This window comes from Methylocystis sp. Sn-Cys (assembly GCF_016745395.1).
Lineage (GTDB): Bacteria > Pseudomonadota > Alphaproteobacteria > Rhizobiales > Beijerinckiaceae > Methylocystis > Methylocystis iwaonis.
On the sequence record NZ_JAERVJ010000008.1, the window covers coordinates 151,983 to 166,593 of the forward strand.

The 14,611-nt window shown below is 65.3% G+C and carries 13 protein-coding genes; 6 read left to right on the plus strand and 7 right to left on the minus strand.

What is annotated here, in order from left to right; all coding sequences use genetic code 11:
* Complete coding sequence (locus JJT62_RS15495) at positions 1-648, plus strand: dienelactone hydrolase family protein (RefSeq protein WP_202073675.1); 648 nt, start codon at positions 1-3, stop codon at positions 646-648.
* 247 nt (positions 649-895) lie between these two features.
* Here JJT62_RS15495 and JJT62_RS15500 read toward each other — a convergent pair whose 3' ends face one another.
* Positions 896-1,315: a DUF3775 domain-containing protein gene (locus tag JJT62_RS15500; protein WP_202073676.1), complete on the minus strand. Its 420-nt coding sequence runs from the start codon at positions 1,313-1,315 to the stop codon at positions 896-898.
* Between the two features lie 35 nt (positions 1,316-1,350).
* Positions 1,351-1,770 carry a CBS domain-containing protein gene (locus JJT62_RS15505; protein WP_202073754.1) on the minus strand — a complete coding sequence of 140 codons (420 nt, stop codon included), beginning with the start codon at positions 1,768-1,770 and terminating at the stop codon, positions 1,351-1,353.
* 205 nt (positions 1,771-1,975) lie between these two features.
* Here JJT62_RS15505 and JJT62_RS15510 point away from each other — a divergent pair, with 205 nt between their 5' ends.
* Positions 1,976-2,734 (plus strand): MOSC domain-containing protein, encoded by a 759-nt coding sequence (locus tag JJT62_RS15510; protein ID WP_202073677.1) that lies wholly within the window; start codon positions 1,976-1,978, stop codon positions 2,732-2,734.
* 235 nt (positions 2,735-2,969) lie between these two features.
* Here JJT62_RS15510 and JJT62_RS15515 read toward each other — a convergent pair whose 3' ends face one another.
* The 3 genes from JJT62_RS15515 to htpG form a co-directional block, all read right to left on the minus strand.
* Complete coding sequence (locus JJT62_RS15515; RefSeq protein WP_202073678.1) at positions 2,970-3,905, minus strand: DUF4167 domain-containing protein; 936 nt, start codon at positions 3,903-3,905, stop codon at positions 2,970-2,972.
* 540 nt (positions 3,906-4,445) lie between these two features.
* The gene (prmC, locus tag JJT62_RS15520) at positions 4,446-5,345 is read right to left on the minus strand and encodes a peptide chain release factor N(5)-glutamine methyltransferase (protein ID WP_202073679.1); all 900 of its coding nucleotides are present in this window, start codon (positions 5,343-5,345) and stop codon (positions 4,446-4,448) included.
* 8 nt (positions 5,346-5,353) lie between these two features.
* The gene (gene htpG, locus JJT62_RS15525; protein ID WP_202073680.1) at positions 5,354-7,252 is read right to left on the minus strand and encodes a molecular chaperone HtpG; all 1,899 of its coding nucleotides are present in this window, start codon (positions 7,250-7,252) and stop codon (positions 5,354-5,356) included.
* A gap of 441 nt (positions 7,253-7,693) precedes the next feature.
* Between htpG and JJT62_RS15530 the strand changes: the two genes are divergently transcribed.
* On the plus strand, positions 7,694-8,113 hold the full coding sequence (locus JJT62_RS15530; RefSeq protein WP_202073681.1) for a DUF2794 domain-containing protein: 420 nt from the start codon (positions 7,694-7,696) through the stop codon (positions 8,111-8,113).
* 63 nt (positions 8,114-8,176) lie between these two features.
* Here JJT62_RS15530 and JJT62_RS15535 read toward each other — a convergent pair whose 3' ends face one another.
* Positions 8,177-8,947 carry a Bax inhibitor-1/YccA family protein gene (locus tag JJT62_RS15535; RefSeq protein ID WP_202073682.1) on the minus strand — a complete coding sequence of 257 codons (771 nt, stop codon included), beginning with the start codon at positions 8,945-8,947 and terminating at the stop codon, positions 8,177-8,179.
* A 581-nt stretch (positions 8,948-9,528) separates the two neighbouring features.
* On the opposite strand from JJT62_RS15535, the gene JJT62_RS15540 reads away from it, so the two are divergent.
* Positions 9,529-10,308, plus strand: coding sequence for a hypothetical protein (locus JJT62_RS15540; protein WP_246744936.1), 780 nt, complete (start codon positions 9,529-9,531; stop codon positions 10,306-10,308).
* 53 nt (positions 10,309-10,361) lie between these two features.
* Here JJT62_RS15540 and JJT62_RS15545 read toward each other — a convergent pair whose 3' ends face one another.
* Positions 10,362-11,174, minus strand: a complete 813-nt coding sequence (locus JJT62_RS15545; protein WP_202073684.1) for a lytic transglycosylase domain-containing protein — start codon at positions 11,172-11,174, stop codon at positions 10,362-10,364.
* A 170-nt stretch (positions 11,175-11,344) separates the two neighbouring features.
* On the opposite strand from JJT62_RS15545, the gene JJT62_RS15550 reads away from it, so the two are divergent.
* Together JJT62_RS15550 and JJT62_RS15555 are read left to right on the plus strand one after the other, a co-directional pair.
* Positions 11,345-12,883 (plus strand): YifB family Mg chelatase-like AAA ATPase, encoded by a 1,539-nt coding sequence (locus tag JJT62_RS15550; protein WP_202073685.1) that lies wholly within the window; start codon positions 11,345-11,347, stop codon positions 12,881-12,883.
* Entirely contained in the window at positions 12,880-14,589 is a 1,710-nt protein-coding gene (locus JJT62_RS15555; RefSeq protein ID WP_202073686.1) for an ATP-binding protein, read from the plus strand. Before JJT62_RS15550 ends, JJT62_RS15555 begins: the two co-directional genes overlap by 4 nt.
* Positions 14,590-14,611 lie beyond the last annotated feature (22 nt).

Consider the following 14,611-nt stretch of genomic DNA (forward strand, 5'->3'; position numbering starts at 1 on the left):
ATGACCGAGAGCGTCATCAAGGAAGAGGTCATCGTCGGTCGCCAAGGTCTCGAAGGCGTTCTGCGTAAGCCGCGTGAACCGCAGGGTCTCGTCATTTTCGCCCATGGCAGCGGTTCGTCGAGGTTGAGCCCACGCAACAACTTTGTCGCGGGGGAGCTGTCCAAGCGCGGATTCGCAAGCTTGCTGTTCGATCTTCTTACCGAGGAAGAAGCGCAAGATCGCCGTAACGTCTTCGATGTCGCTTTACTGGGCGAGCGTGTCGTCGAAGCGCTCGAATGGGCGACGCGCGAGCGGGCTTTGCACGGATTGCCGATCGGCCTCTTTGGAGCAAGCACCGGCGGCGCGGCGGCCTTGGTTGCTGCAGCAGCAAGACCCGCCCTGGTTGGCGCGGTGGTCTCGCGTGGCGGTCGCCCTGATCTCGCCGAAAGAGCGCTACCGTTGGTGAAGGCGCCGACTCTGTTGATCGTTGGCGGCCTGGACGATCTGGTTATACAACTGAATCAATCGGCGCTGCTCATGCTGCAATGCGCGAAGCGCCTCGATATCGTCCCGGGCGCTACGCATCTTTTTGAGGAGCCCGGAACGCTGGAGACGGTCGTCAGCCTGGCGATAGATTGGTTCGATCGCCATCTCCCGAATGCTGGCTGATACCATTTCGGTTTGAACAGCTCGATCGCGCGCGTGTCATTCCCCCGACCGGGAATCCAGAGCCAGGAGAGCGCTAGTTTTGCCCAGCGCCCGTCATTGCGAGCGAAGCGAAGCAATCCAGGACAGCGATGCGGCCCTGGGTTGCTTCGTCGGCTCCGCCTCCTCGCAATGACGGCAGTGTTTTCCTGTGTGTTCAAACGGCGCGAGCGTCGGAAATGGCGCCGAACCAAATCGATGAGATGCCATATCACGAGAGGTCGGCTTCGTAGAGCGCCTTGGTTATGTGGTCGTGCAGATCGGCGTCCTCCATCATCGAGGCGCTGATCGTCTCATTGCCGAGTCTCTCGGCCTCCGCTGCACCCTCGCGCAAATCCTTGGCGGCAAGATGCCCCTGGCCAATGCGCATCAGGGCGTAAAGCTCGAAGCGCGCTGCTGGAGAGAGAGCCGCCATCGCGTCGCGCAGCGCAGCAATCTGCGGGGCGCCGGGAGGCAGGGGCTCGAAGCCGAGAGCCCCCGTTGGGTTATGTTCGCCGCGCGCTGGCGGCGCTTCGCCGAGATCCTCCTCGGCGACATTGCCGAGCAATTCATCGCGGCGCGCACGCGCCGCCTTTGCAAGGGTTGCGATGGATTGCGCCTGGCGGACGTCGATATCTTCGAGCGTGATCATATCTGCCTCTCCCGCCGCAGATGCGCGATCGAGCGTCAACGGTGATGCGCCGATACGGCTTTCATTACTTCCGCCGCGAGATCGCGCGAGCCGCCGTGGGAGATGTCGCCCAAAGCGACGATTCCGACCATGCGTTTGTTTTCGTCGATCACTGGAAGCCGTCGGATTTGCTTGCTTTCCATGATCCTTATCGCGTCGCCGACATCCTCCGTATCGCGGCAATAGATGATGCCGCTCGTCATGACCTCGCGTACGGAGAGCTTGGAAATATCCTTGTCTTCGGCGACGGCTCTGATGGTGATGTCGCGGTCGGTGACCATGCCGACAAGGCGATCGTTTTCGCCAACCGGGATTGCGCCGACGTCGTGCTCGCGCATCTTTTTCGCCACTTCTGCGACCGGCGTGTCGGGCGAAACCCATTCGACGCCCTGGTGCATCACGTCCTTCACCTTCATGGCAAGCTCCAATGCAAAGGCGGAGTTTCGCGCAGGGACTTCACGCATTCGTCCCTACGCTCGCTCGATGCTATCTGGTTCGCCGGTTCGAGAGCGCAATCCCGCTGCCGGAGCTGGAGATTGCGAGCCCGACGCCGCGAGCTGCGCTTGACAACGGCGCCTCTTCGCCGTGACTTGCGGCCGGTTTTCATGCGCCGGAGTCGTCATGCGCCTCGCCCAACTCTACCGCTATCCAGTCAAGGGCCTCTCGCCGGAGCCGCTGCGCGCCGCCGATCTCCCGACGGATGGTTATTTCCCCTGCGACCGGCTCTTCGCGTTGGAGAACGGGCCTTCGGGTTTCGACCCGGCCGCGCCGGAGCATCAGCCCAAGATCAAGTTTCTCATGCTCATGAAGAATGGCGCCCTCGCTGGGCTTGCCACCCGCTACGACGAAGAGAGCGGAACGCTCGCGATCTCGGAGGGTGGCCGTGAGGCGGTGCGCGCCAATCTGCGCACGTCAGAGGGGCGCGCCGCAATCGAGGCGTTTCTGAGCGCATATGTCGATGACGCGCAAATTCGCGGGCCGGTGAAGCTGCTAGAGGCGCCCGAAGGTTTTCGGTTCACCGATTCCAAATCGGGCTTCGTCTCGCTCATCAATCTCGCAAGCGTTGCAGAGATCGAGAAGGCGCAAGGGACCCGCGTCGATCCGCTGCGCTTTCGCGGCAATCTCTATATCGAGGGCGCAGACGCTTGGGCGGAAGCCGCTTGGCCGGGGCGCACGCTGAAGATCGGCGACGCGACGCTTTCAGTACTGAAGATGACCGACCGTTGCGCGGCGACGGGCGTCGAGCCCGGCACGGGGCGGCGCGATATGGATGTCGTGCAGACGCTGAGAAAGAATTTTGGCCACGTCGACTGCGGCGTCTACGCCCGCGTCGAAAAGGGCGGACGCGTGGCGGTCGGCGATGCTCTGACGCTCCTCTGATACCGTTTCCGTTTGAATAGATCGCATTGGCGCTTGTCATTCCCGACGGGGCAAAGGCCCGATCGGGAATCCAGAGCCACAAAAGCGCAGGTTTTGCTCTGGATTCCCGATCACTCGCTGCGCGAGCGTCGGGAATGACACCGAACTGGTCTCACGGATTTCGTAGAGCTGATGCGCCTTTGAAAAAGAAAAGAGCCGCCTCGGTCTGAGGCGGCTCTTTTGGTTTCGATGAAGCTCAGAGACGGTCCGGCTCGAGCGGGAGCTCGGTTGGCTGCGTCGCTTCCTCGCGAGCTTCGCTGGCGGCTTCGTCGAGCTGCGCGCGCGGACGGCGGCGGCGGCGCGGATTGAGGTGGAAATTCACCCCCTCGTGCTCGCGCGCCTGCGGGCGCTCGGCAGGCGCGAAACCGGCTTCGGGGGCGTCGCCCTCGGCGGCGACAGGCGCGCGCGCGGGCGGCGCGGTGATGAAGGAGGGCAGGCCGGGCGGCGGTTCGTCACTGGCCTCGGGTCGCTGGAAGCGGCGGTCGCGGCCGCGTTCGAAGCGACGCGGCTCACCCTCGGCGCTGCGCTCGCGGAAGGGCGGGCGCTCCGGCCGCGGCGGTCGCTCGCCGCGCTCTGGCCGCTCCATCCGCTCTGGCCGCTCCATGCGTTCTTGCCGATCCGCACGCTCGGGCCGTTCGGGCCGCTCCGGGCGTTCCGGCCGCTCTGCGCGCATTTCTCCGATCGGCCGCTCCTCATAGGGCTGCGGCTGGGGTTGCTGCTGCGCGTAATGGGGTTGCGGCTGTGGCTGCTGCGGCGCGAAAGGCTGCTGCTGCGGCTGCCCTTGATAAACCGGCTGCGGCAAGCGCTCGGAGAGCGGCGCGAAGCGATCGGGCAGGGCGGCGAAATCGTCGTCGTCCTCCAGCTCGACTTCCGCCTCCATTGGCGGGCGGCCGTAGCCGCTTGCCTGCTGCTGCGCGAGCTGCGCGGCGGCGATGAGGCGGAAATAATGCTCGGCGTGCTGCAGCAGGCTCTCGGCCATGATCGTGTCGCCAGACGACTGCGCGTCGCGCGCGAGCTGCAAATATTTCTCGGCGATATGCTGGGCGGTGCCGCGGATTTTGACGTCTGGACCGTTCGACTCGTAAGAGCGCGTCAGTGGGTTCGGCCCTTTCCGGCCGCTGCGCCCCCGCATTCTCTTGTTTTGTCCTGGTCTCATAATTCCCCCGAAAGCTTCGCGCAATTCATGCGCAAATGATGCAAATGGCAGGTCGCGCCATGCCGTTCCTTCCGCCGAAGGAAGTTCGTTTGGATCGCTCCGCAGGCGCTGCGTATCGACGGATCGGAGGCCGGCCATTGACCGCGCCGTCATCGATCCTGTTGCTGCCGCTTGGCCCTGCGCGATTCCCTGTATCGCTCGGCGACTCGCCTGGCCTCTCGGCGCGGTCGCCTAACATGTCAACCAAGCGGACATCGATGGCCGCGCATCTTCAAAGGAGGCGCGCCGTGACGATCAGCGTGGTTTTACTCCGCCGGGATCATGCAGCTTACACGCCAGCCTTTGCCGGCCTGTCCTGAGGCGTCGCTCGCGAGGCGGGCCCGGAATTGTCGAGATCCCCATCTCGATTTCGTTTAGCTGATATAGTTCAGACTATAGAGACTGCATCCCCCCGAGCCAAGTGCGGCGTCGCGTTCTACGGTTAAAATCGAGTGCACTGTAGCGAATATGTCACGTCTACGGCTGAGCCGGACGCGCGGCCACGACGCGCTCGTGGCCGCCCGCGTCTCTGCCCACCCGCGCAATGGCGAAACCCTTCGCGCCAAGGAGGGAAGCAACGCTCACCGCCTGATCCGAGCCGACCTCGAATGCGACAAGTCCGTCGGATTTCAGCAATCGCGCAACATCTGCGACAATCTCGCGGTAGCAATCGAGTCCGTCCCGCCCGCCGTCGAGCGCGAGCGCAGGATCATAGAGCCTGACTTCCGGATCGAGGGTGGAAATATCGCCGGCGCGCACATAGGGCGGGTTGGAGACGATGACGTCGAAGGGACCGGCGAGCGATTCGGCCCATCTTCCCCGCACCACGATGGCGCGGTCCGTGAAGCCGCAACGCGCGAGATTTTCAGCCGTCGCCGCGCAAGCATGAGGCGAGAGATCGACCGCGATAGCGCGCGCCGCCGGCAATTCGCTCAACAAAGCGCAGGTGATCGCCCCCGACCCTGCGCCGAGATCGAGAATAGAAAGCGGCGCGTCGCGCTTGTCGAGGAGCGCAAGAACGGTTTCGACGAGCGTCTCCGTGTCGGGGCGCGGGTCGAGAACTTGAGGAGAGACGACGAGGTCGAGCGTCCAGAAGCCGCGCTCCCCGAGAATGCGCGAGACCGGCTCGCGCGCCGCGCGGCGCGCCGCCAGTCGCGAAAGCCGGTCGGCTTCGTCGTCGGTAATTGGCGCCTGGGGAGACATCGCCAGCTCCAGGCGCGAAAGCCCCGCCGCCGCGCGCAGCAAGGCCCGCGCGTCGTCCTGGGCTTGCGCGGCCTCCACGCCGCTATCGCTCAGATAGGCCGCGACCTGCGCAATGGCCTCCGCGCGCGAGGGTTGCCTCTCGATGGCGGAGAATGGCGCTGGGTCGCGGCGCATGTCCATGTCTATGCGACCTTGGCGATCAGCGCCGACAGACGCTTGGCGAAGGCCGCCGGATCGACAGGCGCCTCGCCGTCGGCGACGCGCGCGAGATCGAGCAGGAGATGCAGCCCATCGGCCGCGCCCTCTCGACCCTTCTCACGCAGGCTCGCCGCCAGCGCCGCGACGGCGGGATGCTTGGCGTTGATCTCCAGCACCGGCTTGCCGAAAAGCCCCTTCTGTCCGGTTTCGGCGAGAATGCGCGCAAGCTGCCGGTCGAGGCCCTTTTCGGACGCAACGAGACAGGCGGCGCTTTCGGTCAGCCGCGTCGAGACGCGCACGTCCTCGACGGCGTCCGACAAGGTCTCCTTGAGCGCGGCGACGAGATCGCCCACATCGGCGGCCGGCGGGGTTTCCTCCTTGCTCTCGTCGAGCAGGGCAATGGCGTCGATGTCCGCCGCGCCCTGAGTCACGGATTTGAACGGCTTGCCGTCGAACCCGAGCGCGTTCGTCACCCAGAAGGCGTCCACGGCGTCGTCGAGCAGCAGAACCTCGACGCCTCTCGCGCGGAAGCCTTCGAGCTGGGGACTCGTCGCCAGACGCTTCGCGTCGTCGCCGGTGATGTAATAGATGGCTGTCTGATTCTCGCGCAGGTCGGCGACGTAATCTTTCAGCGTGCGCGTCTCGCCGTCGGATTTGTTCGAGGTGAACCGTGCAATCGCGAAGAGATCGTCGCGGCGGCTCGGGTCTTCGTGCAGGCCTTCTTTCAGCACAGAGCCGAAGTTTTCCCACACTGTCGCGAATTTCTCGGGCTCGTTCTCGGCAAGCTTTTTGAGCTCCTGGAGGAGACGCGTCGCGACCGCCTTGCCGATCGAGGCGATGACGGGGCTCTTTTGCACCATCTCGCGCGAGACATTGAGGGGAATGTCCGCGCTATCGACCACGAGCCGCACGAAGCGTAGCCAGGCCGGCAGAAGCTCGACGTCGCGCGAGATGAGCACGCGGCGCACGTAAAGCTTCGACTTGCTCTTGCGGGAGGGCTCGAAGAGGTCGAACGGACGCGAGCCAGGCACGAAGGCGAGCACCGTATATTCGGTGCGGCCCTCCGCGCGCCAATGCACCGTCAGCGCCGGCTCGTCGAAGGAGCCCGAGAGCTGTCGGTAGAAGTCCGTGTACTGCTCCTCGGTGATCTCCGACTTCGGCTTGGTCCAGAGCGCTTGACCGTCGGCGATTCGGCGCGGCTCCTTGCCAGGCTCCTCGATGAGGTCGATCGGCGTCGAGACAGCGCCGGAATGTTCGCGCACGATGTTCTCGATGCGCCAGGGCTCGAGAAATTCGTCGGATTCAGCGTTGAGATGCAGCGTCACGCGCGCGCCGACCTTGGGCGCGTCGTCGAGCGCGAGCGGCGCAATCGAATAGGTTCCCTTGCCTTGCGACGACCAGAGCCAGGCTTGGTCATCGCCCGCGCGCCGCGTGGCGACCTCGACCAGATCGGCGACCATGAAGACGGAATAAAAGCCGACGCCGAACCGACCGATCAGCGACGCGCCTTCCCCGGCGCCCTCCTGGCCGAGCTTATCCAAAAAGGCGCGCGTGCCGGAATTGGCGATGGCGCCGAGCGCGCTGATAAGCTCGTCATGCGACATGCCGACGCCATTGTCGGCGACGGTGAGCTGGCGCTTTTCCTTATCGAGCGCGATGGTGACCAGCGGCGCGCCGGCCTCGGCCGCGAGCCTCTCGTCGGAGAGTGATTCGTAGCGCAGCTTCTCGCAGGCGTCGGCGGCGTTCGAAATAAGCTCGCGAAGGAAAACCTCGCGTTCCGAATAGACGGAATGCGTCATTAGCTCGAGAAGCTGCGCGACATCCGCTTCGAAGCCGAACTGAGCGGCTTGCGGCGCTTCGGCAGTAACAGCGTCTTTGGTCATGAGTGCTCCAAATCGGTCAGGCTCCGGCGCGGGAGTCCTGATTAAAAAGGCAAAAAGGGCGGCCTTGCGGCGCGCTGCTTGAGTTTGGCATTTGTCCAAAAATTGCAAGGGGACAGCGGTCAAAAGACAGGGCCGGCGCGGGATTTCTCCCGGCCGGCCCGTCATCACCGGACCTGTTGCGACTTGAGAACGCGCGATCCCGGGGGGCTGGGGGGCTGACGAAAACCGGAAAAGCGCGCCGAAGCCGGTCGCGGCAATGAGAAGAAATATTGGGCTAGCCGTTTGACGCGCAAGGGGCCCAATGCAGGCTAAATTGTGATTAATGACTGTAGGTGCCGAGGTTAAGGCGCGGAAGCCCTTTAATATGTCGCGTCGATGACAAACAACGCTTGCCCCGCAGCCCGCATCGCGCGAACATAATGGCAAGCTTGGAGAACATGCATGGCGGAGTCGGAGACGACGGAGCCCAGCCGTTCCCGCCCAGCCTTTGTGGTGGTGGGCGGCTCCGGACGCTCGGGGCAGGGGGACCACGCGAAGGGGGCGGAGAACCGGGCGGCGGCGCAGGTCTCGTTCGACCGGCGCGAGCTCAACGCCCTGTTCAATCTCTACGGCGCCAAGGTCGCCGCCGGCGAGTGGCGCGATTACGCGCTGGACTTCACGCCCGCCAAGGCGGTTTTCTCGATTTTCCGGCGGACCAGCGAAGCGCCGCTATATCGAATCGAAAAAAATCCTGAGCTGGCGCGCAAGCAGGGGGCCTATGCGGTGATCGCCGCCGGCGGGCTCGTTATGCGGCGTGGGCACGACCTCGCGCGCGTTTTGCGCGTGCTCGACAAGGGGCTGCGCATCGTCGGCGCGGAATAGGCCAATAAAAAAGCCCCGCTCGCGCGGGGCTTCTCCGGATCGGGCTTAGGCCGCCTCAAAGCGTCAGTCGTTGCGCTGACCGAAGAGATACAGCAGCGACTGGAACATGTTGATGAAGTCGAGGTAGAGCGACAGCGCGCCGAAGACGCTCTTTTTCTGCGCTACTTCGTAACCATCGCCCTCGTAATACATGTCCTTGATGTTCTGCGTGTCCCAGGCGGTGAGGCCCGAGAAGATCAGCACCGACAGGATCGACAGCGCGAACTGAAGGCCGCTGGAGTGCAGGAACAAATTGACGAGGCCGGCGATAACGAGCCCCCACACGCCCATGACCAGGAAGGAGCCGAAGGCCGAGAGGTCGCGCTTCGTTATATAGCCGTAGATGCTGAGGCCGCCGAAGGCCGCCGCCGTGATGAAGAAGACGCGGGCGACCGAAACGCCGGTGTAGACCAGCAGGATCGACGACATCGACAGGCCCATCAACGCCGAGAAGGCGAGGAACAGGTTACGCGCCGTCGCCGCCGACATGGTCTGGGCGCGCGCGCCGATCAGGAAGACGAAAGCGAGCGGCGATAGCATCACCACCCAGCGCAGCGGCGAGAGATAGAGCGCCTGGCCGAAGGACGACAGAGCCACCAGCTTGCCGCCGACGAATTGCGGCTCCGCGAGCATATAGGTGCCCAGCGCCACGAGGCCGGTCACGGCGAGGCCCAGCGTCATGTAATTGTAGACGCCCAGCATATAGCCGCGCAGGCCTTCGTCGATCTCGGCCGTGGTCGACCGGGCGACCCCGCGGCCGTAGCCGAAGTTCGAGTTGCGGTCGTAATATGACATAGCGATCCTCTCGATCTCCCAAGGCCGGCGCGGACGGATTTCCGACCATCGCTCGTAGCCTCAACCATTATGGCTGAGTGCAATATGGCTTGGCCCGATTTGGGTGGCAAGGCGCGCCTGGATGAACTCTTGTTAAGGTGGCGCGAGGATTAATGGAAAGTAGAGAACAGGCTTGGCGTCCCGCCGCTCGCCAGGAAACGCCCCGGATCCGTCATTGCGAGCGATCAGGGCCGCGTCGCAACTCCCGATCGCTTCGTCGCTTTGCCCCGCAATGACGGCTGCGCCGCCGGTTCGGGCTTTTTTTTGTGCGGTTGCGAAAGGCGCAAGCGCCGTGCCAGGAGCCCTCGACTTCCCCTGCGCCCCCGGGCGTCCAGGCGGTTTCGAGGGGAAAAACGCGCGGCCAGCCATGGTGCGAAGCCGCATAGATGACTGATTGTCGCACCCTTGCCGTTCAAACGGATTACGCTAACATCGAGGGAAGGGCGTCGCCCGGCTTCCCGCCGGAGCGGCGGGATTGCGCGGCGCAATGCGGATGTCCCGGGAGTCGCGTGTCTTTGCCGCACGAGGACCAGGAGGAGAAGATGAGTGATGACGCGCCGACGTCGTTTCATAGCTACATGAGGCTGCTCAGAACTTTTGCGGCCGCCGGCGCTCTGGCTTTCACAGGGCTCTTCGCCGCGCCGGCAGAGGCGCATGGGCGCCTGGGCGCCGCCGAAGGCCGCTGCCGGCTGTACATCGGCCCCGACGTCATGAACTTCACGGGCTATTTGCCCGAGGCCTCGAAAAACGAGTTCTGCGAGGACATCCCCGCGACCGGCCCGATCATCATGGTGCTCGACGCGGAGCAGCAAGAGCTCCGCGACATGAAGATCGAGATACGTATCGTCAAGGACGTGGGCGGCCCGGAAAAAGAGAACGAGAATCTCGAGGCGGCGACCGTCGCCTACCAGCCGCCCAAGCTCTATCCAACCGGTACGGTGAATTTCGAGCACACCTTCAAGGAGGGCGGCTATTTCGTCGGCATCGTGACCGTGACCGGCGACCACGGCGAGCAATGGGTGTCGCGCTTTCCTTTCTCGGTCGATCGCACTTTTATGCGCGATCTGCCGATCTATCTGACGCTTGGCCTTGGCGTCGTCGCCGCTTTCCTCATTTATCTCGTGCATCGCGGCCGCAAGCCGCCGCCGCAGATCGCCACCGCCGCCGCGGCTTTCAAGACGCCGCCGCTGCCGCCGATCGACGGCCCCGACCCGGACGCGGACCCGTCCCGAGAGACGGTTGAAGAAGAGGCGGCCGAGACCGACGGAGAAAAAGCCGAGGAACGGGACGAGACCGACAGATACAGCACCGCCGCAGAATAGGCCGTCATCATGTAAGTCCGCCGTTTTCCAAACGGCGGACTTAGCAAATCGAGCTATTCGCCGCCGCCGTCGATTTGGCGGCCGATGATGGCGATGGCTCTTTCATAAACCGAGGCGGCGTTCCATGCCTGGATCGCCTCGAAATTGGGCTCTCCCGGCTGATAGCCCGCCCCCGCGCGCCAGCCATGCGCGTGCAGGAAATTCGCCGTGGACATCAGCGCCGCCGAGGCGTTGTCCAGATTGCCGACGCCATATTGCAGAATGTTCTTGGGCAGAAACTGCGTCTGGCCAATCTCGCCATGCATGGAGCCGCGGGCGCTGGCGGACAGTCTCCCATTGTCGATCAGCTCGAGGGCGGCGTAGAGCTGATCTGTGAAATAGTCCGACCGCCGGCAGTCATAGGCGAGCGTCGCCACGGCGGAGAGCGCGTGCTGATTGCCATGCACCGCGCCGAAACCCGTCTCCATGCCCCAAATCGCCAAAAGCGGGCCCGGCGGCACGCCATAGCGGCTCTGGATCGAGGAGAAGAGCGCGGCCTGCGAATGTTTGAGCTGGCGTCCGCGCGCGACAATGGCCGAGGCGCCGCGCTTCGTCATGAAGGCTTCCAGCGAGAGATGAAAGCTCTTCTGGCCGCGATCCGCGCCGATCGTCGGGGAGTTGTAATGGGTGTCCATGAGGGCGTCGATGCCCGCGGCGCCGACGCGCCCGCGCGCTTCCTCGGCGAACGCCTGTTTCCACGCCTCGAAGCCGCCCGCGCCATTGCCGCATCGCGCCGCCTGAGCCGGCGCCGCCGCGCCGAGCGCTCCGATAACAAGCGTCGCCGCCAAAAACTTAGCGGCGGCGCGGCTTGTCGATAATCTCTTCATCGGCCTCCTCCTCGGGCTCTCCGAAACGCCAGGGAGCCTAAACATATTTGACAATGCGGCAAGCTTACGAGCGAGCGCTCGAATGTTCGTATATTGTTCTTGCGCGATCAAGCCCCGAAAGTTAATTTAGCTCTGTTTCAGGCGGCCGGTGGTTTTCTGGGAGCATTGCTATGGCGGTCAGGGTGGCGACGGTCGCTTTCGAAGGCGTCGAAGCGCGCCCGGTGGACGTCCAGGTCCAGATTGCGCCCGGCTCGGTCGTCTTCAATGTCGTGGGCCTCGGCGACAAGGCTGTCGCCGAATCGCGTGAGCGGGTGCGGGCGGCGCTCATCGCCTCCGGCCTCGCCCTGCCCGCCAGGCGCATCACCGTAAATCTCGCTCCCGCCGACATGCCCAAGGAGGGCAGCCATTATGATCTGCCTATCGCGCTGGGGGTGATGGCGGCCATTGGCGCGATCCCGGCCGATGCGCTGGAAGGCTTTGTCGTCCTCGGCGAGCTCGCGCTCGACGGGACGCTGACGCCTGTCGCCGGCGTGCTCCCGGCCGCGGTGGCGGCCAATGCGCGGGGGCAGGGGCTGATTTGCCCCAAGGAATGCGGGCCGGAAGCCGCCTGGGCCTCCGGAGAGATGGAGGTGCTCGCGCCGCGCTCGCTCATTCAGCTCGTCAATCATGTCAAAGGAACGCAGGTCTTGGCCCGGCCCGAGCCGGCGGTGCGCGCACGGGCCGCCGATCTTCCCGATCTTGCCGACATCAAAGGGCAGGAGAGCGCCAAGCGGGCGTTGGAAATCGCCGCGGCTGGAGGCCACAATCTGCTGATGAGCGGGCCGCCGGGGGCGGGCAAATCCATGCTCGCCGCAAGGCTCCCGTCGATCCTGCCGCCGCTGACGCCGCGCGAGCTGCTCGAAGTCTCCATGATCCATTCGGTGGCGGGGCAGATCGCCGGCGGCGAGCTGACCGACCGGCGGCCGTTTCGCGCGCCGCATCATTCCGCTTCCATGGCCGCTCTCGTCGGCGGCGGAACCCACGCGAAGCCCGGCGAAATTTCGCTCGCCCACAATGGCGTGCTCTTCCTCGACGAATTGCCGGAGTTCCAGCCGCAGGTTCTCGACAGTCTGCGCCAGCCGCTCGAAACTGGCGAGGTCGCCATCGCGCGCGCCAATCATCGGGCGGTTTATCCCGCGCGTTTCCAGCTTGTCGCGGCGATGAACCCCTGCCGTTGCGGCCACGCGCTCGATCCCGGCTTCGCCTGCCGCCGGCAGCCCAATGAACGGTGCGTGGCGCAATATCAGGCGCGTCTGTCCGGGCCGCTGCTCGACCGTTTCGATCTCCAAATCGAGGCGCCCGCTGTCAGCGCCGCCGATCTTGTCCTGCCGCCGCCGGCCGAAGGCTCGCGCGAGGTCGCGGCGCGCGTCGCTCGCGCCCGCGCCTTGCAGCGGGAGCGTTACGAGGCGTTGGGACTGCCGGGCGTCCTCGCCAACGCCGCTGCGCCTGCGTCGGTCATCGAGCGGGTGGCGCAGCTCGACGGCCCGGGGACTGCGCTGATCCGGGACGCGTCGGATCGTTTCGCCCTGAGCGCGCGCGGCTTCCATCGCGTATTGAAACTCGCCCGCACCATCGCCGATCTCGATGGCGCCGAACGGATTGCGCGCGCGCATCTTGCCGAGGCGCTCTCCTATCGTGCGGGTCTGGCGGCGCGGCGGGTCGCGGCATGAGCGCTGTGGAGATTGTGGCTCTCATCGCCGCTGTGGCGCTGCTCGGGGGCGCGGTTTTCGGCGCCTTGCGCAGGAGCCAGCGCGGCGTGCGCGAGGCGGAGCTCGAAAAGCTGCGGGATGAAATCTGGGAGCTGCGCGCCGCGGCGGCCGAGCGCGATAAGGCCGAGGCCGCGAGTCTGGCCAAATCCCGCTTTCTTGCGACCGTCAGCCACGAAATTCGCACGCCCCTCAATGGGGTGATGGGGCTCGCGCAGCTTCTTGCGATGACGCGGCTCGACGCGGAGCAGGCGAGCTACGTCGAGGCTATCGGCGATTCCAGCCGGTCGCTTGCTCAGCTCATCGACGACATCCTCGACTTCTCCAAGATCGAAGCCGGCAAATTGGACTTGCGCCGCGAGACCTTTGCATTGGCGCCGCTCGTCGAGGGCGTCGTCGAGCTGCTGGCGCCGCGCGCTTTCGCCAAAGGGTTGGAGATCGCAAGCGTTGTCGAGCAGGATGCGCCGCGAATGATCGAGGGCGATCCCTCGCGGCTGCGACAGGTGCTGGTCAATCTTATCGGCAACGCCATCAACTTCACCGTGCGCGGCGGCGTCGGCGTGCGGGTTGCGCGTGACGGCGCCTTATTGCGAATCGACGTGCGCGATACGGGGCCGGGCGTTCCCGAGTCCGCGCGCGAGGCGATCTTCGAGGAATTCGAGCAGGGCGACGCCTCCGCGACGCGCCGCCAGGGCGGGACGGGATTGGGGCTCGCCATTTCCCGCCGTCTCGTAAGCCTGATGGGCGGCGCGCTGTCGCTCGCGCAGACGTCGAGCAATGGGTCGACCTTCGCCTTCACGTTGCCGATCTCAATAAGCGCTCCGGAAACGCCGTCGAGGCCGCTTGCCGGTCTGCGGGTTCTGCTCGTCGACGACAGCTCGTTCGAAGCGCCGTTTCTCGCTGAGAGCCTGAGGTCGGCGGGCGGCATTGCCGAGGTTGCCGCAAATCTGCAGGCGGGGCTGACGCTTATCTCAGCGGCTGCGCCATATGAGGCGATCATCGTCGATTGCGCGCTGGGATCGGAGGATGTCGCGCAACTTGCGGCGGCGGCGCGCGCGGCAGGCGTGCGGCGCCGGTTTCTCCTCTTCTCGCCCTTGGAGCGGCGGGCCTTCGGCGAAGCGGCGCTACGCGATTTCGACGGCTGGCTCGTCAAGCCCGTGCGCAGCGCCTCGCTCGTCGCGCGGCTGTCCAAAGAGCGGGCCGATGCGCCAGCGCCTGCCGCAGCGCAGCCGATCCGCGCGCTCGAGGGCGCGAGGGCGCTCATTGCCGAGGACAATGACGTCAACGCCCTGATTCTCTCGCGGCATCTCGCGAAGCTCGGCGCGGCGGCGACCCGCGCCCATACTGGCGCCGAGGCGGTCGCGCTTGTGACGGCGGCGATCGAAGCAGGTTCGGCCGGCCGCTATGACGTCGTCATTATGGATCTCTTCATGCCCGAACTCGACGGGCGCGAAGCGACGCGGCGAATCCGTGAGGCCGAAGCGCGCGCCCGGGCGCCGCGCACGCCGATCCTTGCCTTGACGGCGAGCGCGCAGGCGGAGGACGAGCGCGCGGCCCGCGCCGCCGGCGTCGACGGCTTTCTCACCAAACCGGTCGATTTCGCCGTGCTCGCCGCAACGATCGAGGAGCTCCGGCTTACGCCATGCGGCGTCGAACGCCGCGGCGGGTAGACCGGTGGAGACGCGCCCCGCT

What these genes read in the sequence shown, in the direction of transcription:
- JJT62_RS15495 (WP_202073675.1), top strand. Translation starts at nt 1, where the DNA reads ATGACCGAGAGCGTCATCAAGGAAGAGGTCATCGTCGGTCGCCAAGGT.
- JJT62_RS15500 (WP_202073676.1), bottom strand. Translation starts at nt 1,315, where the DNA reads ATGATCACGCTCGAAGATATCGACGTCCGCCAGGCGCAATCCATCGCA.
- JJT62_RS15505 (WP_202073754.1), bottom strand. Translation starts at nt 1,770, where the DNA reads ATGAAGGTGAAGGACGTGATGCACCAGGGCGTCGAATGGGTTTCGCCC.
- JJT62_RS15510 (WP_202073677.1), top strand. Translation starts at nt 1,976, where the DNA reads ATGCGCCTCGCCCAACTCTACCGCTATCCAGTCAAGGGCCTCTCGCCG.
- JJT62_RS15515 (WP_202073678.1), bottom strand. Translation starts at nt 3,905, where the DNA reads ATGCGGGGGCGCAGCGGCCGGAAAGGGCCGAACCCACTGACGCGCTCT.
- prmC (WP_202073679.1), bottom strand. Translation starts at nt 5,345, where the DNA reads ATGCGCCGCGACCCAGCGCCATTCTCCGCCATCGAGAGGCAACCCTCG.
- htpG (WP_202073680.1), bottom strand. Translation starts at nt 7,252, where the DNA reads ATGACCAAAGACGCTGTTACTGCCGAAGCGCCGCAAGCCGCTCAGTTC.
- JJT62_RS15530 (WP_202073681.1), top strand. Translation starts at nt 7,694, where the DNA reads ATGGCGGAGTCGGAGACGACGGAGCCCAGCCGTTCCCGCCCAGCCTTT.
- JJT62_RS15535 (WP_202073682.1), bottom strand. Translation starts at nt 8,947, where the DNA reads ATGTCATATTACGACCGCAACTCGAACTTCGGCTACGGCCGCGGGGTC.
- JJT62_RS15540 (WP_246744936.1), top strand. Translation starts at nt 9,529, where the DNA reads ATGAGTGATGACGCGCCGACGTCGTTTCATAGCTACATGAGGCTGCTC.
- JJT62_RS15545 (WP_202073684.1), bottom strand. Translation starts at nt 11,174, where the DNA reads ATGAAGAGATTATCGACAAGCCGCGCCGCCGCTAAGTTTTTGGCGGCG.
- JJT62_RS15550 (WP_202073685.1), top strand. Translation starts at nt 11,345, where the DNA reads ATGGCGGTCAGGGTGGCGACGGTCGCTTTCGAAGGCGTCGAAGCGCGC.
- JJT62_RS15555 (WP_202073686.1), top strand. Translation starts at nt 12,880, where the DNA reads ATGAGCGCTGTGGAGATTGTGGCTCTCATCGCCGCTGTGGCGCTGCTC.